Below are 21,466 nucleotides of genomic sequence, written 5' to 3' on the forward strand. Positions count from 1 at the left end.
TCCAGGTGCCGCCGGGAAGTGAAGTGGAGGGTGCGTTCATCGTGGGTGGCTTTCGCCTTTCACCGGGGGGTGGCGTCTGCGGCCTCCCCCGCCAGCCGTCCCTGTCAGCGTGTCATACGAGCTGACCGGCCTCGGGCTCTCTCTCCACGAGATGACGCGCGGCCTCGGATATGGGGCACAGACCCACATGGACGAGGTCCTCGCGCACCGCGACGGCTACGACGCCAGCGCCTCCTGACCGGACACCGCCTATCGCCCCCGGGCTCCGACACGACGCCCGGGACGACGATGAGACGTCGCGCTCTCGGCGAAGTCGTGACGATCGTTCGGCAGGCCGCACCGCGCAGACGGCCCACGCAGACGGCCCATGCGCGCGTCCCGGTCACGTATGCCCGTCCCGGTCACGTATGCCCGTCCCGCCTGCCGCGCCGACGCGCACCGATGCTGCCGGTCCCCATCCCCCGGATGGGCAGATCGTTCGCTGCCGGGCCGTCCGAGCTTGCCGGGGGCGTGCCGGGGGCGGCTGACGCTCTTCCGTAGCGTTGGGCGAGAGGGGCGGAGGTGATGCCGTGTGCGACGACGCTGAGCAGCACGGTGCACGCGACCACCGGGACGATCGACTGCCAGGCCGGCGGGGCGAGTTCTTCGACCGCCAGCAGACCGAAGATGACGGACGCCAGACCGCGAGGGCCGAACCAGCCGACGAACAGGAGGGTCTTCCTGTCCAGACCGCTTCCGATGAGGGAGAGGGCCACCGGCAGCATGCGTACCACCGTCAGGCTCAGTACCGCGTAGAGCGCTGCCTGCCAGGTGAGGTGATCGAAGGCGGCCGGAACCAGTACGGCGCCGAAGAGAAGCCACACCAGCACCGAGAACAGCGAGGCGGATTGCTCGACGAACAGCAGCACACGCTGCCGGGCGCCGTGTGTCGATCCGAAGGCCAGTCCGGCGACGAAGGCGGCGACGAAGCCGTTGCCGCCGATCGCGATGGCCGAGGTGTAGCTGAGGAGGGCCAGTGCCAGGACACCCGTCCCGGCGACATCCTCGGTGGCCCAGCCCTTGCGCAGGGCGAAGCGCAGCCCGTATCCGGCGATCAGTCCGAACGCCGTGCCGTAGCCCAGGCCGATGGCGAGTTCCACGAGGGCGCTGCCAGGGCTGTGCGTGTCCGACGTGCTCCCGGCCGCGGCCACTCCGGCCAGGGCGAGTACGACGAACGGGGTGGCGATGCCGTCGTTCAGACCGCTCTCGACGTTGATGAGCCGGCGAATCCTCGCGGGCACGACCGGATCGACCATCATCGTGGCGCCGAGCGCGGCGTCTGTCGGAGCGAGTGCGGCGGCGACGTACAGTGCCGCCCACCCCGACACCCCGGGGAGCAGCCCCACGGCCAGCAGGGTGCCGAGCCCGATGCACAGCGGCAGCCCGAGCAACAGAAGCCGTACATACAGGCCGAGTTCCGGGCGCAGAGCCCGGAAGGACAGCCGTGCGGCATCGGTGAAGAGCACCCAGGCCAGTGTCACCTCGGCGAGTGTGCGTACGGTCTCCGGCGACGGAGCCAGATCCAGTACGCCGAGTCCCTCGCTCAGTAACAGGCCCAGCAGTACGAAAGCCACGGGGGCGGTGAGTTCGACGCGTGCCAGCCGCTGCGAGAACAGGCTCCAGAGGAAGAGAAGAAGGAGGATCAGCGAGAAGATTCCATCCACCGTGAACTCCGTAACCATGGCCGCGTCGCCGGCTCGGTCCTGCCGACCGGACAGGGCTTGGAGCCCGATTCTCGGTGATCGGGGCGCCCAGGGGGTCCAGCCGGAGGGCGGGATCCCGGCTTTCACCCGAGTGGTGGCAGGCGCGGCGCGGCTCCCGGCGCCTCGGCGGTGGTGTTGGCGAAGGTGTCCGGCGACGTCCCCGCCTTCGTCTACTGGGCACCGGACTGGACCGACCGGGCGCTCGCCTTCGACGCGTCCGTCGTCCTCACCCGCGAGTCGGGATCCTTCACTCAGACCGTGACCGGCACCGAGCGGATCGCGCGTGTCCCGGCCGGGCGGCGCACGTCCCTCCTGGTGCGCGGGGCCGGCACACGGGCCCCCGCGCGCGGATCGTCGTCCTGAGCGAGGCCGAGTCGCTCGACGCGGTGGTCGCCCCGCTCAACGGACGCGACCGGCTGATCATCGCGAGGAAGGCCCAGCTTTCCGGCCTGGCACCGACCGCGCGGTTCACCGCCCGTGCGGGAAGCGTCATCACCGCCGACATCCTGCCGGCGGGCGGTCTCGCACCGAGGGCCGGATGGGAAAGGGCTCAGGGCAGTGCCCCCTTCGCGCGCTACAGCTTCCGGCTCGGCGCCACCCCCACCGCCCCGAAGGTCACGGCCGCGGGCACCGGCCGGTGGCGTATCACCAGCGACCCCGCGGACCTGGCCGACCTGACCGAAGCTCAGCTGATCCTGGACTACCGGGGTGGCGAGGCGACCTTGACCGGAGCGGGAACGAGGATCACGAACGACCTCTATCACGGTGAGACCTGGACCATCGGCCTGAAGAACCTCACCGACACCGATCGCGCTGACCTCTTGGGGCCCTCCCCGGGATTCCCGGTGCCGTGAGCATCGGTTGACGATCTTCACGCGAACCCCACACTTTGTCATGCACGCCACAATCCCACTGTCGACAGGTCGACTTCGTTCGATCGATCACACTCCGGCCGCTCACCCCCGAAGAGGCCGGAGACGGTTCCGGGTCGCCCCGCACGGAGGACCGGCTCGGGCCGAGCCGTGATCCCGCCCTCAACGGTGGCGCGTGAACGCCGGGGTGGTGGAGCCGTCGCGCAACAGACAGGCGCTGGACGCTTGGTGGTCATGCGGCCGTGGCTCACGGACGGGCGGTCCGGCATGCCGGCGAGCCGCGGATGTCCGCCTTCGCTCGCCCCGATCCCGGCGAACGTGCCCGTGACGGGACATCAGGCCCGGAAGGGACGGACCTTCAAGGCCGGGATGCCCCGCGTTTCCTGTGTGTTTCGTCCTGTCGGGCGGTTGTGCGGAGAACTTGAAAAGATCGCTGATAATTTTGTATGACCGCAAGGGCCGTAAAGCGGCTGGGGGGATGGCAGCCGCGTCAGCGGCAGCTGTGTCGACCCGTACGGGCCGCACGTAGTGGGGAGTGAGACCCAGCCATGACAGAGGCAGGGCAGGGGCCGGGGGGTCCGGAGGAGAGCCGCGGGGCATCGGGCCGACGGATGGCTTCGCGGGGGGCCGGGTTCGGTGATGAGCACAGTGGTGTCCGGGCACGTATCCCCGCCGACCCCGAACGCACCATGCAGCTCAAGGTGCCCCCGCCGTCCGCGCGCGCCGAGTCGGCTCCGCTCGCCGACGGGACCACGCCGTCGCGGATGGAGCGGCCGGAGCCGTCCAGCGGGCGAGCCGACCGGCGCAAGGCCGCGCGGCCCCCGTCCGCCCGTATGCGCTTGGGCACGCTCCTGGCCCCCCTCGCCGGGCCGCCGATGTCGTACGCCCATCGGCTCAGGCCGCACTATCCGCGCCCCGGCCGGGCCGGTTGGCGCCGCTGGGTGCCCTCCTTGCGGCAGTGGCTGGGCGGAACGCTGACAGCCGTCGGGCTGACCGGTCTGTTCCTGGGCATCGCCTACGCCTCGACGGACATACCGCAGAACCTCAACACGTACGCCACCCAGCAGGACAACGTGTACTTCTGGTCCGACGGCACCCCCATGGCCCGCACCGGCTGGGTACAGCGGCAGGCGATGCCGCTGAAGGACATACCCCAGGAAGTCCGCTCAGCCGTGCTCGCGGCCGAGAACGAGTCCTTCTACAGCGACCCCGGCATCTCGTCCAAGGGCCTCACCCGCGCGCTGTGGCGCACGCTCGGGCGGGGTGACACCCAGGGCGGCTCGACCATCACCCAGCAGTACGTCAAAAACGTCTACCTGAACCAGGACCAGAGCATCAGCCGCAAGTTCACCGAGGCGATGATGGCGCTGAAGCTCGACAACCAGATGAGCAAGGACGAGATCCTGGAGGGATACCTCAACACCAGCTGGTTCGGCCGGGGCACCTATGGCATCCAGCGCGCCGCGCAGGCGTACTACGGCAAGGATGTCAGCCAACTCGACGCGAGCCAGGCCGCTTTCCTCGCCTCTCTGCTCAAGGGTGCCGGCCTGTACGACCCCACGCTGAGCGCCGCCAACCACGACCGGGCCGTGGAGCGCTGGAACTGGATCCTGGACCGGATGGTCAAGATCGGCAAGCTGTCGGCATCCGAGCGGGCCGGCTATCGCGCCTTCCCCGAGCCGCTCAAGCAGAACCCGCTGTACGACACCGGCCAGCAGAGCGACTACCTGGTGGAACTCGCCTCCCAGCACGCCACGAAGGCCGCCGGCATGTCGGCCAAACAGTTCGACCTGGGCGGCTACCAGATCTACACGACCTTCGACCGGAAGCGGGAGGCGGCGCTCGACGACGAGGTGACCAAGGCCCGGAAGAAGGCCCAGGAGACCCACCCGGACGCGGCCGTCACCGCCCACTACGGTGCCGCCTCGGTGGCCACCGACGGCCGTATCCTCGCCGTCTACGGCGGTCCGGACCACCGCAAGCAGGGCTACAACGAGTCCAACGCCACGACGGTGCCCGCCGGTTCGGCCTTTCTGCCCTTCGTCTACGCGGCGGGTCTGGAGCATGGCGCCGTCAAGCAGCGCGACGCGCCCCGGGAGCCCGTCACCCCGCAGTCCCTCTACGACGGCGACGACGGCGTGCCCGTCAGCACGCCGGAGGGACCCTACTGGGACCGCGCCGGCAAGAAGGTCGCCGCCCGCAACGACGGCCGCAAGTCATGGGGCCGGATCACGCTGCGCGAGGCCCTCGCCGAGTCGGTGAACACCCCCTTCATGCAGTTGGGCATGGACACGGGCCTGGACAAGGTGAAGCAGACGGCACTGGCGGCCGGACTGCTGTCGTCGAGCATGGGGCCGCAGGTACCCGCCCTGTCCTTGGGCAGCTCCACGCCGAGTGCGATCCGTATGGCCAGCGGCTACGCCACCTTCGCCGCCGCGGGGCAGCACACCGATCCGTACTCCGTGCGCCGCATCACCCGGAACGGCACAGCCGTGCGGCTGGACCTGCCGCACGCGCGCCGCGCGATGGACGCCCGGGTGGCCGAGGAGGTGACCCAGGCACTCACGGACTCCATCCGCTCCGCCCACCCGGACGCCGCTCCCGCCGGCGCCGCGGTGTCCGGCAAGGCAGGCACCACCGCGAACGACACCGCCGCCTGGTACGTCGGCACGGCCCGCGCCGTGACGACCGCCGTGGTCGTCTACCGCATGGATCTGGCCAAGAGCCTCGAACCGCTGCCGCTGAAGGGGGTCGCGGGAACCGCCGACGACAGCGTCCCGTACGACATCTGGGCCGGCGCCATGAGCCCATTGAGCTGACCGGTGGGCCGGCGGACCGTCGGCACCCGTACCCGCACCCGCACCCCCCTCGGAGATTTGGGCCCCGTATGAAGTCGACTCCCGGCCGCCGCCGCAAGGCGCGCGCACCCCGGCGCACCACCCGTACCCGGTTCGTGACCCTCGCGGCATCCTTGGTCGTCGTGTGCGCGGCCGTCGCGGGCTTCCTGGCGTTGAACCCCTCCGACGACGGTGCTCCGGCCGCCTCCGGCGGCGACGACGGATGGGCCGGCTGGGGCTCGGCGCAGTCCAGCAAGGAGCCGGAATGGGACGGCAAGACCAAAGTGCTCGGCGACGGGTCGACCTCCTACACCGGTCCGCAGAAAGGCCAGTTGGAGGCGGTGCCGCTCAAACCGGGTGAGAAACCACCTCAGTTCGTCGTCTTCTCCTGGGACGGCGCGCTGGAGGGCGACGACCGGCTCTTCTCCCACTACCGGGAGCTGGCCAAGAAGTACGACGCCCACATGACCTTCTTCCTCACCGGCATCTACCTGCTGCCCAAGGACAAGAAGGACCTCTATCGCCCGCCCCAGCACCCGGTGGGCTCCGCCGCGATCAGCTACCCCACCGACGAGCACATCCGGACCACCCTGACACAGCTCGCCGGGGCCTACCGGGACGGCCACGAGATCGGCTCCCACTTCAACGGCCACTTCTGCGGCGACAAGGGGGGCGGTGACTGGAGCGTGGCGGAGTGGAAGAGCGAGATCGACCAGTTCTACGACTTCGTGGAGAAGTGGAAGACCAACGCCGGTTACCAGGACATGCCCCCGCTGCCCTTCGACCCCCGCAAGGAGGTGACCGGCGGTCGCGCGCCCTGTCTGGAGGGCCAGGCGAACCTGCTGAAGGCCATGAAGAGCTACGGCTGGCGCTACGACGCCAGCTCCCCGGGCGAGTTCCAGATATGGCCGACCAAGAAGGACGGCATCTGGGGCCTTCCGCTCCAGATGCTGCCGTACCCGGGCGGGGAGTACCAGGGCCTGTCGATGGACTTCAACTTCCTCTACAACCAGTCCGAGGGCGAGACCGAGGGAGACCCGGCCAAGTACCCCGGCTGGGAGCAGCAGACCGTCGATTCCTACATGGCGGGGTTCAACCGTGTCTACTACGGCAGCCGGGCCCCGCTGTTCATCGGCAATCACTTCGAGGACTGGAACGGCGGCATCTACATGAGGGCCGTCGACCAGGTGATCAAGAACGTCTGCACCAAGAAGGGCGTCAAGTGTGTGTCCTTCAAGGAACTCGCCGACTGGCTCGACGTGCAGAAGCCCGAGACGCTGGAGCGGATGCGCGGACTGGATCCGGCACAGTCGCCCGACTGGTCCACGGTGGTCAAGTGACCCTGGAAACAGTCTGGTTCCACTTGTGTCCTTCGCTTCACACCCCGCACACATCCCATGTGAAGATGCGATCGCGCAGTAGGCGCGACGAAGAGGAGGAACGTCGTTGAAAACGAGAAGAGTGAGCCGTAGGCGGAGCCGCGCCGCCATAGTCGCGGTGGTGGCCTCGATGGCCGCCGGCGTCGCGCTCGGGCCCGGCTGGAGCGCGAGCGCGGCGGTCGTCGACGACCCGTCGGTGGACTCGGCGACCAGGGCCACGTTCCAGCGGCTGGCCGACGCGGTCTTCGCCGACCGCACACAAGCCCTGGTGGACGCCCCGAGCGGGCTCCGGCAGCGCACGTCCGGCTTCACCGGAACGGTGCGGCTGTCCGAGACGCAGTCGCGTGAGGAGGACGCGGCACTCGAAGAACTGCGTGCCCGCAAGTCCCGCCTGGCCGGGCTCGGCGAGACGTACAGCGGAGCCGACACCAGTGTCACGCTGGACGCCACGCGGGTGGAGGGCCGGCGCGCCACAGTCGCCGTCACCGAGAAGACGACCCTGACGTACGGGAAGGCCAGGGGCGCCGAGCCGAGGACCACCGGATTCCGGGCCCACCACGAACTGACCTTCCAGGCCGACCGCGAGGGCGGCTGGCAGCTGACCGCCGTCCGCGACACGGACGACGGCTACCTCGCGGTCAACCAGGTGGCCGAGCCGTCCGCCGCCGCACCGGTCGCCGCCGCCGACGACCCGCCCTCGGCGCCCCGCGCGGCCACCACGCGCCCGGCTCCGTCCAATCCCAAGAACTTCACGGCCAGCGGATACGACTACAACGCCATGGCGGCCTACGCGACGAAGCACTGGAAGAACTACAACCCGGACTACCCCAGCTTCGACGGCGCCGGGGCCGGCGGGGACTGCACCAACTTCGTCAGCCAGTCCCTGAAAGCGGGCGGCTGGAAGCACGTGCCCGGCTACACGACGGACTTCCACAAGTGGTTCGGCAACGCCGAGATCCAGTCGTACTCCTTCGTCGGCGTCAACGAGTTCTCCTGGTTCGCGCTGTCGTCCGCACGGGCGACCAGCCTTGCCAACGTCTACCAGATGGACATCGGTGACGTGCTCCAGCTGGACTTCGACAAGGACGGGTCCAAGGACCATACGATGATCGTCACGTCCCGCAGCCAGCAGGGCGTGCCGTACCTCACGTACCACTCCGTCGACACCTACAACAGGTCGGTGGCCAGCCTCATCGCGTCGTACCCGACCGCGGCGTACTACGCCTACCGCACCTGAGCGGTACCCGACGGCGGTCCAGACGGTTCGTCACCACACGTGCGCGTGCTGATCGGGCCGCGAGCGGGTGACGCGGGCGCTCGGCTGGGGTCTCCCGGCCGAGCGCCACTCGCGGAAGCTCCATGCCCCCCTTCGGCGACGGGGATTCATGACCGCCCAACCAGTCAATGTGATACGAGAAGAGTCAGGCACCTTGAGGACCTCGACGAGGCGGCCCGCGCGCTGGAGGTCAGCGTCGTCGGCTCCGGCATGGACAACGCCGCGGTCATGGCGGACGCCCGGATCACCACCGCCGTCGACGCGGTCGGCCTGGCCGAGGAGACGGGAGAGGTCGCCCAGCAGATCAACCGCCTGGAGGGCATGGGCGTCAAACGCGAGCGCCACGGCGAACCGGACATCGATGACCTCACCAAGGAGGTACTCGACGTGGTGCGCTGCGCCGTGACCATCGCCATGCACTACGGCTGTGTCGACGACCTCCGGGCACTCACCTCGGTGAAGCTGGCTTCGTATCGCCGGGAGGGATGGGTGAGCTGACGCCGCCCGGCATCCGCCCATCCGCCCATCCGCGAACGGCCCCGGGGCTCGTCTCCGGGCCGGCTGTCGCCCATGGCCCGAGGGCGAACCCGCCGCTGTCCCGTACGACTTCCACAGCACCCGCACCACCGAAGTGCGCGGGGACGAGCAACTCCCGTTCGTCGGCCGCCCGCCCGAGAATACGGCGGCGGCTGGCCACCGCTTGGTCCGGGGCCAGGCAGGCGTTGCTGTTGCAGCAGGACCGGAGGATCTGCACCGGGCTGTGCAGCAGGTCTCCGACGAAGACCGCCCGGTCGCTTCCGGAGGCGAGTCGGAGCACGGACGAGCCGGGGGTGTGGCCGGGCGCGGACTCCAGGGTGAGGTGTTCGTCGATGCGGTGGAGGCCGTCCCACAGCACTGCCTGCCCGGCCTCGTGGATGGGCGCGACGCTGTCTTCATAGATCAGGCGGTCGACCTCCTGTCGGCCGTTCCCGTACGCGTTGTCCGGACCGTAGTGGAAATCGTCCGCGGCGGGAATGAGGTATCGGGCGTTGGGGAACGTCGGTACCCACTGCCCGTCCGCGTCGACGGTGTTCCAGCCGACGTGATCGACGTGGAGGTGGGTGTTGACGACGACGTCGACATCCCCCGGGCGAACGCCGGCCCTCGCCAGGAGGTCGAGGAAGTCCCCCTGACGCTGGTGGAAGTACGGCGCCATGCCGGGTCGTTCGCGCCCGTCGCCCGCTCCTGTGTCGACCAGGACAGTCCGTCCGGCGCTGCGCAGTACCCACGACTGCAACGCGATCACCGTCCTGTCGCTGTCCGGCCTCCAGTGGTCGGGTGCGAGCCACTGCTCGTTGTCCTTCCATACATCGGCAGTGACTTCCGGAAGGAACTCGGAGGTGGGCAGGAACGGTTCATGCCACTCCACGACCCGGATGACCTCGACATCCCCCAGCACCATGCTCTGTACACGCTCGTCCTCATTCACCATGTGCTCGACTCTAAGAACGGTGAACGATCCTCTCAATGCGCGGCCAGCTCAATAAAATACGCTTCCGTCTCATGTCTCAGATGGGAGATATCCTGGGTGAATGGATGTGGTGAGCGACGCGATCTCTGCCGTGCACCTCGGGCACCCTTCGTCCCAGCGGGTGCGGATGGGCGGTAGCTGGTGCGCGCGGCTGGACCCGTACGACGGCGCGGGCTTCCACGTCGTCCTGAAGGGCAGCTGCTGGCTACTGACCGACAGCGGTGCCCACGTGTCCCTCGGCGTGGGTGACGCGGTGCTGCTGCCCCATGGCACGGGCCGTGTGATCGCCGATTCCCCGGTCGACGCGGCGACCGCGAGGGAGAAGGCGGTGCCGGTCGAACGATTGGTTGTGGCGACGGGGGCGAGCCCGGGGTCGGGGCCGCGAGCCCGGCCCGATCGCGACGAGACGGAGATACTCTGCGGCACGTACTGGCTCGACTGCAGCCGCATGCACCCGCTCATGGCGGAGCTGCCCGAAGTCGTGCACCTTCCCAGCCGGGTGGGCACCCACCTCGAACTCCGCGCCGCGATCGACCTGCTGGCCGGTGAGCTGGACGAGGTACGGCCCGGCTCCTGCGTGGCGCTCCCGAACCTGCTCGACCTCCTCCTCGTCTACATGATCCGCTCCTGGATGACCGAATCCACCAGCGGAGCCTGGCCCGGCGCGCTGGGCGACCCGGTGACGTCCGCCGCCCTGCGAGCGCTCCACTCGAACCCCGCCGCGCCGTGGAGCAACGACCGCCTGGCCGCGGAGGCGGGCGTCTCCCGCCCCACGCTGGCCCGCCGGTTCACCACCCTGGTCGGCCGTCCTCCGATGGCGTACCTCACCTGGTGGCGCGTGATCCTCGCCGCCACCCTGCTCCGCGACACCACGGAAACCCTGGCCACCATCGCCGCCCGGGTCGGCTACGGCAGCCCGTACGCACTCTCACACGCCTTCGCGAGGGAGTTCGGTACCACACCGGGGCGGTATCGAGCGCAGGCCGTGAGTCGGTCGGCCTCCGCCGCAGACCCGCAACTCACGCCAAAAACACACTGACAGCGGGAAACCCGATCCCGGCCGCCGGGCGGCCAAGCCGTAGCCGCCCTCGGATACGCCCTCAGTGATTGTGTCCGGGCAGGTGGAAGCGGTGTGCCGGGCGACGCGAGGCCGACAGGGAAGGCGTGGACGGGCCGGTGGCACCCCCTCCTGTGTGGTCGGCCTCGGGCGGTGCCGTGCGGGAGTCGTCGAGCCGACCTCGGAGTTCATCGCGCTCGGACACCGCGGCGCGCGCCGCGCGGCGCTTCCTGCTCCGGTGAGCGAGGAGAGCCGCACCGCCCAGCATGAGCCAGAGCCCGAGGCCGAAGATGAGCGCCAGGGCGATCCCGCTCAGGAAGGCACCCAGCGCGTTGAGGGTGAACGGCGTACTGCCGAACAACGTCACGGCGTAATCCGGCCCCCCGGAGAGGTTGAAGGCGATGAGGAGCGCCGTAAAAGCGGCCGTGGCCGCCATCAGCAGGATTCCGATGATCAGCATGGGCTGCACCTCGCAGCGATCGGGCGGAGTTGGCCAGTGCCTCCTCAGGAAGGGCGGCGCCAGGCCACACTCCGCCGGCAACACAAGCTCCTGGTGCTCCTACTCTCCTCGGATGTCGGACCGCCTGCATCTGGGAACGCGCCCGTCTCGGCGGACAAGGCCCCCTGGCTGGTGACCCCGGCCGGGGTTACCCGCCGGGGTCACCGGGCTCAGCCGCGGGTCGCGGCGGCGAGCGCCGTGCGGACCGTCGCGGCGTCCGCGCTCCTGCCCGGGTCATCGGCGGTGATGCCGAGGCCCTGCGGGTTCTGCGCGTACGGAACGACATACGCCGGTGTGTCGCGCTGGAAGCGCCAGCTGTCGGCGAGGGTCCCCCCGTCGACGGTGTCGAAGCCGAGGAGGTCGAGCAGCCGGGTCGCGGACGCCTTCGCCGCGGGGTCGTCGCCGGCGATGGGGAGGGCCGTGCGGTCGGCCGCGCCCGTGGGCCGGGCGAGTGCGGTCAGATGCTTGAAGTAGATGTTGTTGAACGCCTTGACGACGTGGGCGTCGGGCAGATGCTGCTGGAGGAGTTCACTGGTGGTGGTCTGCTCCGTGTCCAGCTCGGCGATCCGCCCGTCGCGCTCGGGGTAGTAGTTGTTCGTGTCGAGAACGACCTTCCCCGCCAGCGGTGCCACCGGCACCTGGCGGTAGTTCTTCAGCGGGACGGTCACCACGACCCAGTCCCCGGCCGCCGCCGCCTCGGCGGGGGTCGCGGCCCGTGCCCGCGGTCCCAGCTCCGCCACCAGCTCGGCGAGGGTCTCCGGCCCGCGTGAGTTGCTCAGGACCACATCCAGCCCGGCGGCGACGCCGAGCCGCGCGAGGGTGCTGCCGATGTGTCCACTGCCGATCAGTCCGAGAGTGCTCATACCGGTGCCAGCCGGACACCCGGGCTCGGTATTCCCGCCGCACCCCCGGGCGCATGAAGCGGAGGGGAACCTGACACGAGCGGCCGTGGGCACCCACCGAGTCCCGGTGGGTGCCCACGGCCGGGGCAAGTGCGGCGAGGGAGCTGGAGGAGGGCGCTCAGGCGGGCGGGGTGTTCAGCACGTACGCGCGTGAGGTGTGCACCTCGGCGCGCAGGGCGGGCAGATCGACATCGAGGACGTGTCCGTTCCACTTGCGGGGTTCGCCATTGATGAGTACGGCGCTGATGTTGCGGGCGTCGGAGCCCAGGACGATCGTGCCGATGGGGTCGTTGAGAGGCATGTTGTTGAGGTCCTCGGCCTGGATGACGAGGAGGTCGGCCTTCTTGCCCGGGGTGAGTGAGCCGGTGACAGCGTCCAGGCCGTTGGTGCGGGCGCCCTGGAGAGTGGCGAAGTCGAGGACGTCATGGGCGGTGATACGGGACGGCTCCCGGTCGGTGCCGTAGGCGGCGTTGACCGCGCGCATCCGCTGGATGGCGTGCAGGGCTCGCATCTGGGTGAACATGTCGCTGGCCAGGGCGACTTCGACGTCGATGCTCAGTCCGGGACGGATCCCGACCGCGAGTGCCTCGTCGACGGCCGGGATCGCGGTCTCCAGGCCGATCTGCGCGTCGGACGTGGGGGCGAGCGCCACGGTGGTGCCGGTCGCGCCCATGGCCTGCCAGGCCTCGGTGGTCAGTCCTGTGGAGTGGATGAGGGTGACATCGGGGCCGAGGATGCCGTCCCCGGCCCAGCGCAGGACCGCCTCGGAGGAGGACGTGCCGAAGACGGCGTCCACGCTCACTCCGATGCCCAAGTCCTTCGCCACACGGGCGAGTTCCGGACCGTAGGCGAGTGCGGGTCCGGCGATCTCGTCGGTGGCCAGGGTCGCCAGGCGCAGCGTGAGCAGTTGGTCGTCGCTGCTGAAGTACCGCTCCTTGATACGGGTCAGGTCGCCGGGCCACTGCCGGTCCCAGTCGCCGAAGTGCGGGCCCATGGAGGCGTGTACGCCGCGGATGCCCGTGTCACGGAGGGCCTCGACGGCGGCGTCGGAGTGTTCGCGGGTACGGGAGTTGTGCGAGAAGTCGAGCATGGTGGTGATGCCGCTGTCGATCGCGGTCAGGGCGGCCAGCCGGGTGCCGATGTACATGTCCTCGGGCCGGTAGACGGTGGCGTAACCGGCCAGGGTGGCCATGACATAGCCACCGAGGTCGTCGACGTCCGGCATGATCCGGCGCAGCTGGGCCTCCCAGGCGTGCCGGTGGGTGTCGACGAAGCCGGGGCCGAGGATCGTACCGCCGGCCTCCACGACGACGGCGTCACCCGCGTCGAGGCCGTGGCCGACGCCGGTGATGGTGTCGCCCTCGATGAGGAGGTCTCCACCGTCGATGACGCCGAGAGCGGGGTCCATGGTGACGATGGTCGCGCCGGTGAAGAGGATGCGGCGCCGGGCGGCGGGCCTGCGCCGCACCGCTTCGAGCACGGCGGCACTGGTGGTGTCGTTGACGTTCATGGGGATCTTCTTTCCGTACGGCGGAGCCGGCCGGGGAGGCCGGAGTGTGAGCCTGAGCGGCTGGGAGGGCTGAGCGCGCTGACCGGAGGCCGGGTCAGCCGAGCTTCATGACGTAGCCCGCGTGGTGGAGTTCATCGCCCCGGAACTCGCCGTAGGCCCAGAAGCCGAGGTCGTCCAGGTAGTCGATACGGTCGCCCTCGATCCAGTAGCGGCCCTGGTAGGCGTGCGGGCGCCCGCCCCGGGTCTCGTCGTAGCGGCCGTCGGCCGTGAGCTCCTGGTGCAGGAAGTCGTTCCTGTCGATCCAGACGCCGACGCGCGGGCCGCCGGTCGGATCCGTGGCGGCCGGGATGCCCGCCTCGGGGGCGGTGGCCCGGCCGGGGACGCCGACGCCGGCCCACAGCACCGGCCGACCGGCCGCGACAAGCGCACGGACGTGCCCCGGCCGGGTCATGACCGTGGCGACCGCGTCCCGCACGTCGGCGGCGAGTTCGTCGGGCACCACCAGGAAGTCGGAGGTGTTGCCCGGGGTCAGCGTCGCGGCGTACTCCGCGCGGTGTCCGCGGCCACCGGCCAGCGCCACGGTGTCCACGACGGCGGGGGTGACGGTCATACCCGTGCAGTCCACGACGATGGCGTTGTCGTCCTGGGCGGCGGTGACGATGGCGGGGCCGACCCCGACGATCAGGGAGCCGACGTACAGGAGGTCGGCGCCGGTCATGGTCCCGATCAACGGGTCCATCGTCAGAATGCGGGCGTTGGTGAACAGGACGGGGCGCCCCGCGTCGTCGGAGAGGATCTCGTCGAGGGTCTCCGGATTCCAGCTCACGGTGTCGGTGCTGCTCATGGCGTGCTCCTCGGGGAAGGTCGCCTCGTGGGCGGCGCCAGCCGCGAGAGGGAGGGGCGGCGCGCGTCCGAGGCGAGTGTCCGGCACCCGCAACGGCTGCCTGACCCCCAGGTTTGTCGCGCGGCGCAACGGCAACCAGGCCGCGGTGTCCCCAGGTGTCGCACACCCACGATCCGTTCCGCCGTGAGCGAGGAGGGCTTTCCCGGACGGCCCGCGCCGCTGTCGTGCCGCACGGGGGCCCGGTCACTCGCGAGGGTGGGTGCGCGGCACCCAGGAGGCCCCCGCCTGGGAAGACGGCGGCCTGGCCACTCCCGGCCACCGGGTGGACCGTGGACCCATGACCAGCGACGACACATCCCGCACCGCACACCCGTACATCGGCATGTGGGTGACCGCGGACGGATTCATCCGGCAGGAACTACTGGCGAACGGTCGCTACGACGAGGCCCGGGGCAACCGCCGCAGCGCCTACACCGGCAGCTACACCGTCACCGGGGACCACATCGACTACGTCGACGACACCGGCTTCACCGCGACCGGCGACATCCGCGACGGCGTTCTTCACCACGAGCACCTGGTGCTCTACCGCGAGAGCGACGAGCCCCCTCGCCATCAAGGCCGCGCCTGACCAAGCCGGCCCCGACCCGAGCCCGCCCCGACCGAGCCGGCCTTGGCCGGGCCTGCCCCTGGCCGAGGCCGCCTGACCGAGCCGGCCTTGGCCGGGCCCGCCCCTGGCCAACCGCCTCCGCCACGCCGTGCGGGCCGACTACCGAGATCCCCCGCGCTGACGCACCGCGCGCGGCGGGGGCCGGGGAGCGGACCGGGCGGCACGGCCTTCTCAGCCGGCGGCGCCACGGACCTCGGCCACGAGTCGGCCCGAGTCAGTGGCGGGAAACCGGTCGAGCATCTCGCGGACGGTGGCGGCGTCGGTGTGGGCGCCGAACAGTTCGGTACCTGGCTGCATACGGACGCCCTCCGCCAGCGCACCGGCGACCACCGGATCGAAGCCGAGGGCGTCGACCAGAGCCGCGACCGCCGCGACGTCGTCCTCGCTGTCCCCGGCGATCGCGATCGCCTTGCGTCCGGGGGTGCCCAGCGGCCGGGCACCCTCCTCCAGATCGTGGTACCCCATGTGGTTGAACGCCTTGACGATCCGCGACCGCGGCAGGAAATCGCGCACGATCTCGCTGGAGGAGGTACGCGGGTCGGTCAGATCGTCCCGGATCCCGTCGACCTCCCACCAGTAGTTCATGGCGTCGACCACGAGCTTGCCGCGCAGCGCGTCCACGGGTACGGAGCGGTACTTGCCCAGCGGCAGGGCGAGTACGACGACATCGGCGCGCTCGGCGGCCTCGGCCGCGGTCACCGCGACCGCGCCGGGCGTGACCACCTCCACGATGAGGGCGATCTTCGCCGGGTCGCCCGAACCGGCGATCAGGACGTCGTAGCCCGCGGCGACCGCGAGCCGGGCGAGCACGGTACCGACCTTGCCCGCGCCGAGGATCCCGATGGTGGTCATGGCTCAGCCCGCCAGGATGTCGCGGACCATGGGCGCCACCTTCGAGCCGAACAGCTCGACGGCACGCATCCGGGCGCCGACCGGCAGAGCACCGGAACCGTAGATCATGTCGAAGCGTCCGACGCCGAGCGTCTTCACCGCACCGGCGATCCTCCGTGCGACCGTCTCGGGCGCGCCGATGTACAGCGAGCCGTGCTCGACCTCGGCGTCGAACTCCTCGCGGCGCAGCGGCGGCCAGCCGCGCTGAGCGCCGATCCGGTCCCGCATCACCTTGTACGGCGGATAGAACACCTCCTTGGCCTCCTCGTCGGTGTCGGCCACGAACCCGGGCGAGTGCATGCCCACGGGATGCGCGACCGTGCCGAACTGGGCGGCGGCCCGCTGATAGAGGTCGATGTACGGCCCGAAGCGCGCGGGTGAGCCTCCGATGATCGCGAGCATGAGCGACAGCCCGTGCCGCGCGGTGCGCACGACGGACTGCGGGGACCCGCCCACGCCGACCCAGGTGTCCAGCCGTCCCGACTCGGTCTTCGGAAACACCTCGGCGGTGTCCAGCGCGGCACGCGTGGTGCCGCTCCAGGTGACCGGCTTCTCGTCGAGCAGCTTCACGAACAGATCGAGCTTCTCCTCGAACAGGACGTCGTAGTCGCTCAGGTCATATCCGAAGAGGGGGAAGGACTCCGTGAAGGAGCCGCGGCCGAGGATCGCCTGGGCCCGGCCGTTCGATATCGCGTCCACGGTGGCGAAGCGCTGGAAGACCCGGACGGGGTCGTCCGAGCTGAGCACGGTCACACCGGAGGCGAGCTTGATCCGCGAGGTGCGGGCGGCTATGCCGGCCAGGACGGTCTCCGGGGCGGAGATCGAGTACTCCGGGCGGTGGTGCTCACCGACGGCGATGACGTCGACGCCGAGTTCGTCGGCGACCACGGCTTCCTCGATGACCTGCCGGATGGCGGCGGCGTGGGAGAGGGTGACGCCGGCGTCCTGCGGGACGTCACCGAACGTGTCGAGGCCGAGTACGAGGTCAGTCATGTCACTCACGACAACTCCATTGGTTGATGCTTCAACTATCCCATATTCAGATTGACGCGTCAACAATGGGCGACGCCATGACAGGGCCGGCACGCACGGCTCGTCGCGGCCCGACGCTCCCGCCGGCCCACACCCGCCGCCGATTGATTGACGTGTCAATAAACTCGATGCAAGGATGTTGTTGCATCAACAAAGCCGGGGAGCGGTCGTCCTGCACCCCGGGATCCCCCGAGGAAAGGACAACGACCGCCATGGCTCTCTGGAGTGCGGAGATCGATCGCCTTCGTCCCGTCATACGAGACGAGGGACGCGCGATGGTGGAGGCCATGTCCCCCGCGTTCAGCGCCGTATTCCCCGGCGGCACGGCCCAGGCGTACGACGCCGAGGCCCTGGACGATCTCCGTCGGCAGCTGTCCGCCGCCGGAGAGGACCAGGCCGTCGACCGGTACATCGAGGGGCCGCACGGCCCGGTCAGGCTGCGTACCTTCGTGCCGGTCCGGCCCGCGCGCGCGGTGCTGCTGAACATCCACGGCGGTGGCTTCATCATGGGCTCCCCCGAGATGAACGACGGCCTCAACGCCTTCCTCTCCCGGACACTGGACCTCGCGGTCGTCTCGGTCGACTACCGCCTCGCCCCCGAGCACCGCTATCCGGCGGCCCACGATGACTGCGAGACGGCCGCGTCCTGGCTGATCGACCATGCCGGCGCGGAGTTCGGTACGACGCGGCTTCTGATCCACGGGGAGTCAGCGGGCGCCAACCTCGCGGCAGCCACTCTGCTGCGGCTGCGCCGCCGGGGCACCGTGGGCCGATTCGCCGCCGCGGTCCTGGAGTTCGGGGTCTACGACCTGTCGGGCACTCCCAGCACCCAGGAGGAGACGGACCACGACGTACTGAGCACGACGGTACTGCGCGGCATGATGGACCTGGCCCACCCGGAGCTGTCGCCCACCCAGCGCCGCGACCCGGACCTGTCCCCGCTCTACGCCGACCTGACGGGGCTTCCGCCCGTCCTGTTCGGGGTGGGCACCGCGGACCACCTCGTGGACGACACCCTTTTCCTGGAACGGCGCTGGGACATCGCCAACCGCAACACGACACTCCTGGTCTACCCCGACGCCCCGCACGGCGGTACCGGCCTGCCGTCCGTACTGCCCCACTGGCAGCCCGCGTCGCTGGCGTTCCTGGACTCGCACCTCGCCGACACGGAGACGGCGGGCGACGGGGAACCGCGTTTCTGACCACCTCCGATGTGGCCCCGTCCGGGGGCCCGGCCCCCGGGCCCGGTCCGGGGCGTCTCGCCGGGGGGGGGGCGACCGGCCGGAGGTCCCCGCGCGCGGACCTCGGGCCGGCTCCGCCCCGGGAGTCTCGGCGGGTGGATTCACACAGACGGTCCGGGCGCCGCGCTTCTCAGGCGCGACCCTCGGCGTTCCCCTCCACCGCGGCCACGATCCGCTCCAGGAAGTCTCCGAGCGTACGCATCTCATCCCCGTCCAGCGGGTCGAAGAACAGCTGCCGCACGATCTCCACATGACCGGGCGCGGCTGCTTCGATGGTCGCTCTGCCTTCCGCGGTCAAGCGCACCATCGAGCCGCGGGCGTCATCCTCACACGCTTCCCGTACGACCAGTCCGCGTTTCTCCATCCGGCTGATCTGGTGGGACAGCCGGCTCCGCTCCCAGTCGACCTCCACACCGAGATCCCGGGCCCGCAGGACTCCGTCCTCCGTCTCCGACAGAGGGGCGAGAAGGGCGTAGTCGGCGGCCGAGATACCGGAATCCTGCTGCAACTGCTGATCCTGGGCACGCTGGAGGTCGCGGCACAGTCGGCGGTACGCGGCCCAGATCTCGGCCTCGCGCGGGGTGAGCCATCGCGGTTCGGGCATATACCCAGGCTACCAGATTGTTGACGCATCACCAAAATACCCCGATGTTCCCCCCAGGAACCCCTCACTCAGGAAATGTCGTGGAGATGCAGCGGCCGACTACGTAATGGTTACCGATGTCGCGGCAGGGGTCCGGCTGGAAGGGTCGCTGGTGGCGGTCGCAGTCAAGGCCGCCGTCGCTACGACCACGGAGACGACATGGCAGCCAACGGCATCACCTACACCGGACTCGACGCGCTTCTGGAGCCCTCGAAGTCGGTGCTGCTGCTGATCGACCACCAAGGCGCCCAGTTCGCCGGTATGCGCAGCATGGACACCACCCTGGTGGTCAACAACGTCACCGCCCTGGCCAAGGGCGCCAAGCTGTTCGACGTACCCACCATTCTGACCACGGTGGTCGAGGAACGCGGCGGCCACCTCATCAGCCAGCTCCAGGACGTCTTCCCCGAGCAGACCCCCATAGACCGCACCACGATCAACACCTGGGAGGACCAGCGGGTCGTGGACGCGGTCGCCGCGACCGGCCGCAAGGACCTGATCATGGCCGGTCTCTGGACCGACATCTGCCTGGCCTGGCCGGCCATCCACGCCCTCGCCGACGGCTACCGGGTCTTCGCCGTCACGGACGCCTCCGGCGCCACCTCCAACGAGGCCCACGAACGGGGCATCGAGCGCATGATCCAGGCCGGTGTCATCCCGACCTGCTCCGGCACCGTCATCGCCGAGTGGCAGCGGGACTGGGCGCGCGAGGAGACCGTGCCCGGCGTGACCGAGATCCTCCTCCAGCACGGTGGCGCCTTCGGCACCAGCCTGGCCTGGGAGCTCCAGCTTCTCGGCCAGAACAAGGACTGACGAGCACGGCCCCCGGGGCCCGGGGCCTGGGGCCTGTCTTCGGAGCGTGTCCGCCGGGCGTCGCCGGGCAGACACGGACTTCGAGGACAGGCCCCTGGGGCCTGTCCTCACGTGGTGCTTCCCTCCGTAGCCCCGGCGGGTGACAGGCGCGAGTCACCGAGGGTAGAGCCATCGGCGCAGCATCCGGGTCAGTGCCGGCATCACGGCGTACGACATCAGGCTGCTGAAGAAGAGGGCGATCAGCGCCGTGCGCGGCAGTAACGGGATCGCCGACAAGGCCGGCTGGAGGACGACGCCACTGAGCAGGGACACGGGGAAGATGCCGAGTGCCGCCGTCAGCGTCATCTTCCATCTGGCGGGCATCGCGGACGCGCCCGGTCCCGCGAGCGAGTCCGGACCCGGATCCGCGCCGCCCGGACCGCCGGCCCCGTCCTGCCGGGGGAACCAGCCCTCCAGTCCGGTGAGATGACGGCGGTCGATCTCCCGGTGGCCGGAGCCCGCGCGGCGGAACCAGGCCGCGCGCTCCGGCGAGTTCTGCCAGTCGGCGCATGCCTCGGCGTCCCGGAAGCGGTGCACCAGGAACCATGGGCCGCCGGGTCGGGCCGGGCGGAACAGGCCGTAGCCGAGATGGCCCGGGAAGGACGTCGCGGTGTCGAGCACGCCATGCGCCCACCGCTCGAACTCCTGCTCGTGACCGGGGTCGACCTGGCGGGCGATGAGCACCGCGATCTCGCCGGAGGGCAGCGGGTCCGAGGTGGGCTCGTGCGGGGGTGCTGTCGTCAACTCGGCTCCAGGGATGCGGGACGGGATGTCGTCACGAGGGCCACGCGCCGGTGCTCGGCGCGCCGACGACAGCGCCGGTGGCGGTGGCGGCTCAGTGGGCCGTCTGGCCGCCGTCCACGACGAAGACGCCGCCGGTGGTGAAGGACGCGGCCGGAGAGGCGAGGTGGAGCACCATGCCGACGATCTCCTCGGGATCGGCCGCCCGCCCCATCTGCGGTCCGGCCAGGACGATGTCCCGCTTGACCGGGTCGTCCAGCCAGGGCTGGGTCATCGCGGTCCTGGTGAGGCCCGGAGCGAGCGCGTTGACCCGGATGCCGGCCTTGGCGTAGTCGACGGCTGCGGCCTTGGTCAGGCCGATCACACCGTGCTTGGCCGCCACGTACGGCGCCATGTCCGGGTCACCTATGAGACCGGCGATCGAGGCGGTGTTGACGATGGCGCCGCCGCCCGCCCCGGCCATGTGCGCGATCTCGTACTTGAGGGAGAGGAAGACGCCCTTGAGGTCGACCGCGATCGCCTTGTCCCAGTCCTCCTCGGACTGCTCGGCCAAGGGCGCGGGGGGCACGAAGACGCCCGCGTTGTTGAAGGCGATGTGCAGAGCGCCGTACGTGGCGACGGTCGTGGACACCAGGTGCTCCACGTCGCGCGCGCGTGTGACGTCGGTCGGGACGAACAGACCCGTGCCGCCCTCCTTCTCGATGAGGGCGACGGTCTCGCCGCTGCGCTCGTCGATGTCACCGATGACGACGGTGGCACCCTGCCGGGCGAACGCGAGGGCGACGGCGCGTCCGATGCCGCCGGCACCTCCGGTGATGAGGACGATCCTGCCGGTGAAGTCGAAGTACGTATCCGTCACAGCTGTTCAGCTCCTGAGGGGAAGGCACGGGGAAGGTCGGGGGTGTCCGTCCGGGTCCTGGTGGGGTGGCGAAGCCGGGCGCCCGCCGCGCGATGCGCCATGGGCCGGTGCC

21 protein-coding genes and 1 pseudogene are annotated in these 21,466 nt (G+C 70.2%); 11 read left to right on the forward strand and 11 right to left on the reverse strand.

Annotated features, from left to right (window positions below):
• Positions 1-88: 88 nt before the first annotated feature.
• Positions 89-238 (forward strand): annotated as a pseudogene (locus ACIOGX_RS28535) (transcriptional regulator); the annotation flags it as partial.
• Between the two features lie 163 nt (positions 239-401).
• Here the strand turns inward: ACIOGX_RS28535 and ACIOGX_RS28540 are convergent.
• On the reverse strand, positions 402-1,703 hold the full coding sequence (locus ACIOGX_RS28540) for a cation:proton antiporter (protein ID WP_401917450.1): 1,302 nt from the start codon (positions 1,701-1,703) through the stop codon (positions 402-404).
• Positions 1,704-1,886: 183 nt separating this feature from the next.
• Between ACIOGX_RS28540 and ACIOGX_RS28545 the strand changes: the two genes are divergently transcribed.
• The 6 genes from ACIOGX_RS28545 (at position 1,887) to ACIOGX_RS28570 (ending at position 8,604) form a co-directional block, all read left to right on the forward strand.
• Positions 1,887-2,105, forward strand: coding sequence for a hypothetical protein (locus ACIOGX_RS28545; RefSeq protein ID WP_401917452.1), 219 nt, complete (start codon positions 1,887-1,889; stop codon positions 2,103-2,105).
• Positions 2,106-2,128: 23 nt separating this feature from the next.
• The gene (locus tag ACIOGX_RS28550; RefSeq protein ID WP_401917454.1) at positions 2,129-2,596 is read left to right on the forward strand and encodes a hypothetical protein; all 468 of its coding nucleotides are present in this window, start codon (positions 2,129-2,131) and stop codon (positions 2,594-2,596) included.
• An 851-nt stretch (positions 2,597-3,447) separates the two neighbouring features.
• Complete coding sequence (locus tag ACIOGX_RS28555) at positions 3,448-5,433, forward strand: transglycosylase domain-containing protein (protein WP_401917572.1); 1,986 nt, start codon at positions 3,448-3,450, stop codon at positions 5,431-5,433.
• 68 nt (positions 5,434-5,501) lie between these two features.
• The gene (locus ACIOGX_RS28560) at positions 5,502-6,791 is read left to right on the forward strand and encodes a hypothetical protein (RefSeq protein WP_356516095.1); all 1,290 of its coding nucleotides are present in this window, start codon (positions 5,502-5,504) and stop codon (positions 6,789-6,791) included.
• 169 nt (positions 6,792-6,960) lie between these two features.
• Positions 6,961-8,067 (forward strand): amidase domain-containing protein, encoded by a 1,107-nt coding sequence (locus ACIOGX_RS28565; protein WP_401917574.1) that lies wholly within the window; start codon positions 6,961-6,963, stop codon positions 8,065-8,067.
• Between the two features lie 249 nt (positions 8,068-8,316).
• Positions 8,317-8,604 carry a hypothetical protein gene (locus ACIOGX_RS28570; protein WP_401917456.1) on the forward strand — a complete coding sequence of 96 codons (288 nt, stop codon included), beginning with the start codon at positions 8,317-8,319 and terminating at the stop codon, positions 8,602-8,604.
• Here the strand turns inward: ACIOGX_RS28570 and ACIOGX_RS28575 are convergent.
• Positions 8,555-9,577 (reverse strand): MBL fold metallo-hydrolase, encoded by a 1,023-nt coding sequence (locus tag ACIOGX_RS28575; protein WP_401917458.1) that lies wholly within the window; start codon positions 9,575-9,577, stop codon positions 8,555-8,557. The two genes, ACIOGX_RS28570 and ACIOGX_RS28575, sit on opposite strands and share 50 nt — an antisense overlap.
• A gap of 100 nt (positions 9,578-9,677) precedes the next feature.
• Between ACIOGX_RS28575 and ACIOGX_RS28580 the strand changes: the two genes are divergently transcribed.
• Complete coding sequence (locus tag ACIOGX_RS28580) at positions 9,678-10,655, forward strand: cupin domain-containing protein (protein ID WP_401917460.1); 978 nt, start codon at positions 9,678-9,680, stop codon at positions 10,653-10,655.
• A gap of 61 nt (positions 10,656-10,716) precedes the next feature.
• Here the strand turns inward: ACIOGX_RS28580 and ACIOGX_RS28585 are convergent, their stop codons facing one another.
• The 4 genes from ACIOGX_RS28585 to ACIOGX_RS28600 form a co-directional block, all read right to left on the reverse strand.
• Positions 10,717-11,133 (reverse strand): hypothetical protein, encoded by a 417-nt coding sequence (locus ACIOGX_RS28585; RefSeq protein WP_387019974.1) that lies wholly within the window; start codon positions 11,131-11,133, stop codon positions 10,717-10,719.
• Between the two features lie 209 nt (positions 11,134-11,342).
• Positions 11,343-12,035 (reverse strand): NADPH-dependent F420 reductase, encoded by a 693-nt coding sequence (locus ACIOGX_RS28590; RefSeq protein WP_401917462.1) that lies wholly within the window; start codon positions 12,033-12,035, stop codon positions 11,343-11,345.
• Between the two features lie 157 nt (positions 12,036-12,192).
• On the reverse strand, positions 12,193-13,584 hold the full coding sequence (locus ACIOGX_RS28595) for an amidohydrolase family protein (RefSeq protein WP_401917464.1): 1,392 nt from the start codon (positions 13,582-13,584) through the stop codon (positions 12,193-12,195).
• Between the two features lie 94 nt (positions 13,585-13,678).
• The gene (locus ACIOGX_RS28600) at positions 13,679-14,428 is read right to left on the reverse strand and encodes an Atu4866 domain-containing protein (RefSeq protein WP_401917466.1); all 750 of its coding nucleotides are present in this window, start codon (positions 14,426-14,428) and stop codon (positions 13,679-13,681) included.
• 337 nt (positions 14,429-14,765) lie between these two features.
• On the opposite strand from ACIOGX_RS28600, the gene ACIOGX_RS28605 reads away from it, so the two are divergent.
• Positions 14,766-15,056, forward strand: a complete 291-nt coding sequence (locus ACIOGX_RS28605) for an Atu4866 domain-containing protein (protein WP_356516079.1) — start codon at positions 14,766-14,768, stop codon at positions 15,054-15,056.
• Positions 15,057-15,266: 210 nt separating this feature from the next.
• Here the strand turns inward: ACIOGX_RS28605 and ACIOGX_RS28610 are convergent, their stop codons facing one another.
• Positions 15,267-15,947: an NADPH-dependent F420 reductase gene (locus ACIOGX_RS28610; RefSeq protein ID WP_401917468.1), complete on the reverse strand. Its 681-nt coding sequence runs from the start codon at positions 15,945-15,947 to the stop codon at positions 15,267-15,269.
• Between the two features lie 3 nt (positions 15,948-15,950).
• Positions 15,951-16,979 carry an LLM class flavin-dependent oxidoreductase gene (locus tag ACIOGX_RS28615; RefSeq protein ID WP_383972944.1) on the reverse strand — a complete coding sequence of 343 codons (1,029 nt, stop codon included), beginning with the start codon at positions 16,977-16,979 and terminating at the stop codon, positions 15,951-15,953.
• 251 nt (positions 16,980-17,230) lie between these two features.
• Here ACIOGX_RS28615 and ACIOGX_RS28620 point away from each other — a divergent pair, with 251 nt between their 5' ends.
• Positions 17,231-18,220: an alpha/beta hydrolase gene (locus ACIOGX_RS28620; RefSeq protein WP_401917470.1), complete on the forward strand. Its 990-nt coding sequence runs from the start codon at positions 17,231-17,233 to the stop codon at positions 18,218-18,220.
• Between the two features lie 169 nt (positions 18,221-18,389).
• Here ACIOGX_RS28620 and ACIOGX_RS28625 read toward each other — a convergent pair whose 3' ends face one another.
• Positions 18,390-18,863, reverse strand: a complete 474-nt coding sequence (locus tag ACIOGX_RS28625; protein WP_356516073.1) for a MarR family transcriptional regulator — start codon at positions 18,861-18,863, stop codon at positions 18,390-18,392.
• 198 nt (positions 18,864-19,061) lie between these two features.
• Here ACIOGX_RS28625 and ACIOGX_RS28630 point away from each other — a divergent pair, with 198 nt between their 5' ends.
• Entirely contained in the window at positions 19,062-19,715 is a 654-nt protein-coding gene (locus ACIOGX_RS28630) for a hydrolase (protein WP_356516071.1), read from the forward strand.
• Positions 19,716-19,868: 153 nt separating this feature from the next.
• Here the strand turns inward: ACIOGX_RS28630 and ACIOGX_RS28635 are convergent, their stop codons facing one another.
• A complete protein-coding gene (locus ACIOGX_RS28635; protein WP_401917473.1) occupies positions 19,869-20,498 on the reverse strand; it encodes an antibiotic biosynthesis monooxygenase in 630 nt (209 codons plus the stop codon).
• Between the two features lie 91 nt (positions 20,499-20,589).
• Positions 20,590-21,354 carry an SDR family oxidoreductase gene (locus ACIOGX_RS28640; protein ID WP_356516067.1) on the reverse strand — a complete coding sequence of 255 codons (765 nt, stop codon included), beginning with the start codon at positions 21,352-21,354 and terminating at the stop codon, positions 20,590-20,592.
• Positions 21,355-21,466: the final 112 nt, after the last annotated feature.

It is taken from the genome of Streptomyces sp. NPDC088147 (assembly GCF_044741565.1).
In the GTDB taxonomy this organism is placed as follows: Bacteria; Actinomycetota; Actinomycetes; order Streptomycetales; family Streptomycetaceae; genus Streptomyces.

Coding starts and splice junctions, on each gene's coding strand:
- ACIOGX_RS28555 (WP_401917572.1), top strand. CDS start 3,448: ATGCGCTTGGGCACGCTCCTGGCCCCCCTCGCCGGGCCGCCGATGTCG.
- ACIOGX_RS28560 (WP_356516095.1), top strand. CDS start 5,502: ATGAAGTCGACTCCCGGCCGCCGCCGCAAGGCGCGCGCACCCCGGCGC.
- ACIOGX_RS28565 (WP_401917574.1), top strand. CDS start 6,961: ATGGCCGCCGGCGTCGCGCTCGGGCCCGGCTGGAGCGCGAGCGCGGCG.
- ACIOGX_RS28570 (WP_401917456.1), top strand. CDS start 8,317: ATGGACAACGCCGCGGTCATGGCGGACGCCCGGATCACCACCGCCGTC.
- ACIOGX_RS28575 (WP_401917458.1), bottom strand. CDS start 9,577: ATGGTGAATGAGGACGAGCGTGTACAGAGCATGGTGCTGGGGGATGTC.
- ACIOGX_RS28580 (WP_401917460.1), top strand. CDS start 9,678: ATGGATGTGGTGAGCGACGCGATCTCTGCCGTGCACCTCGGGCACCCT.
- ACIOGX_RS28585 (WP_387019974.1), bottom strand. CDS start 11,133: ATGCTGATCATCGGAATCCTGCTGATGGCGGCCACGGCCGCTTTTACG.
- ACIOGX_RS28590 (WP_401917462.1), bottom strand. CDS start 12,035: ATGAGCACTCTCGGACTGATCGGCAGTGGACACATCGGCAGCACCCTC.
- ACIOGX_RS28595 (WP_401917464.1), bottom strand. CDS start 13,584: ATGAACGTCAACGACACCACCAGTGCCGCCGTGCTCGAAGCGGTGCGG.
- ACIOGX_RS28600 (WP_401917466.1), bottom strand. CDS start 14,428: ATGAGCAGCACCGACACCGTGAGCTGGAATCCGGAGACCCTCGACGAG.
- ACIOGX_RS28605 (WP_356516079.1), top strand. CDS start 14,766: ATGACCAGCGACGACACATCCCGCACCGCACACCCGTACATCGGCATG.
- ACIOGX_RS28610 (WP_401917468.1), bottom strand. CDS start 15,947: ATGACCACCATCGGGATCCTCGGCGCGGGCAAGGTCGGTACCGTGCTC.
- ACIOGX_RS28615 (WP_383972944.1), bottom strand. CDS start 16,979: ATGACTGACCTCGTACTCGGCCTCGACACGTTCGGTGACGTCCCGCAG.
- ACIOGX_RS28620 (WP_401917470.1), top strand. CDS start 17,231: ATGGCTCTCTGGAGTGCGGAGATCGATCGCCTTCGTCCCGTCATACGA.
- ACIOGX_RS28625 (WP_356516073.1), bottom strand. CDS start 18,863: ATGCCCGAACCGCGATGGCTCACCCCGCGCGAGGCCGAGATCTGGGCC.
- ACIOGX_RS28630 (WP_356516071.1), top strand. CDS start 19,062: ATGGCAGCCAACGGCATCACCTACACCGGACTCGACGCGCTTCTGGAG.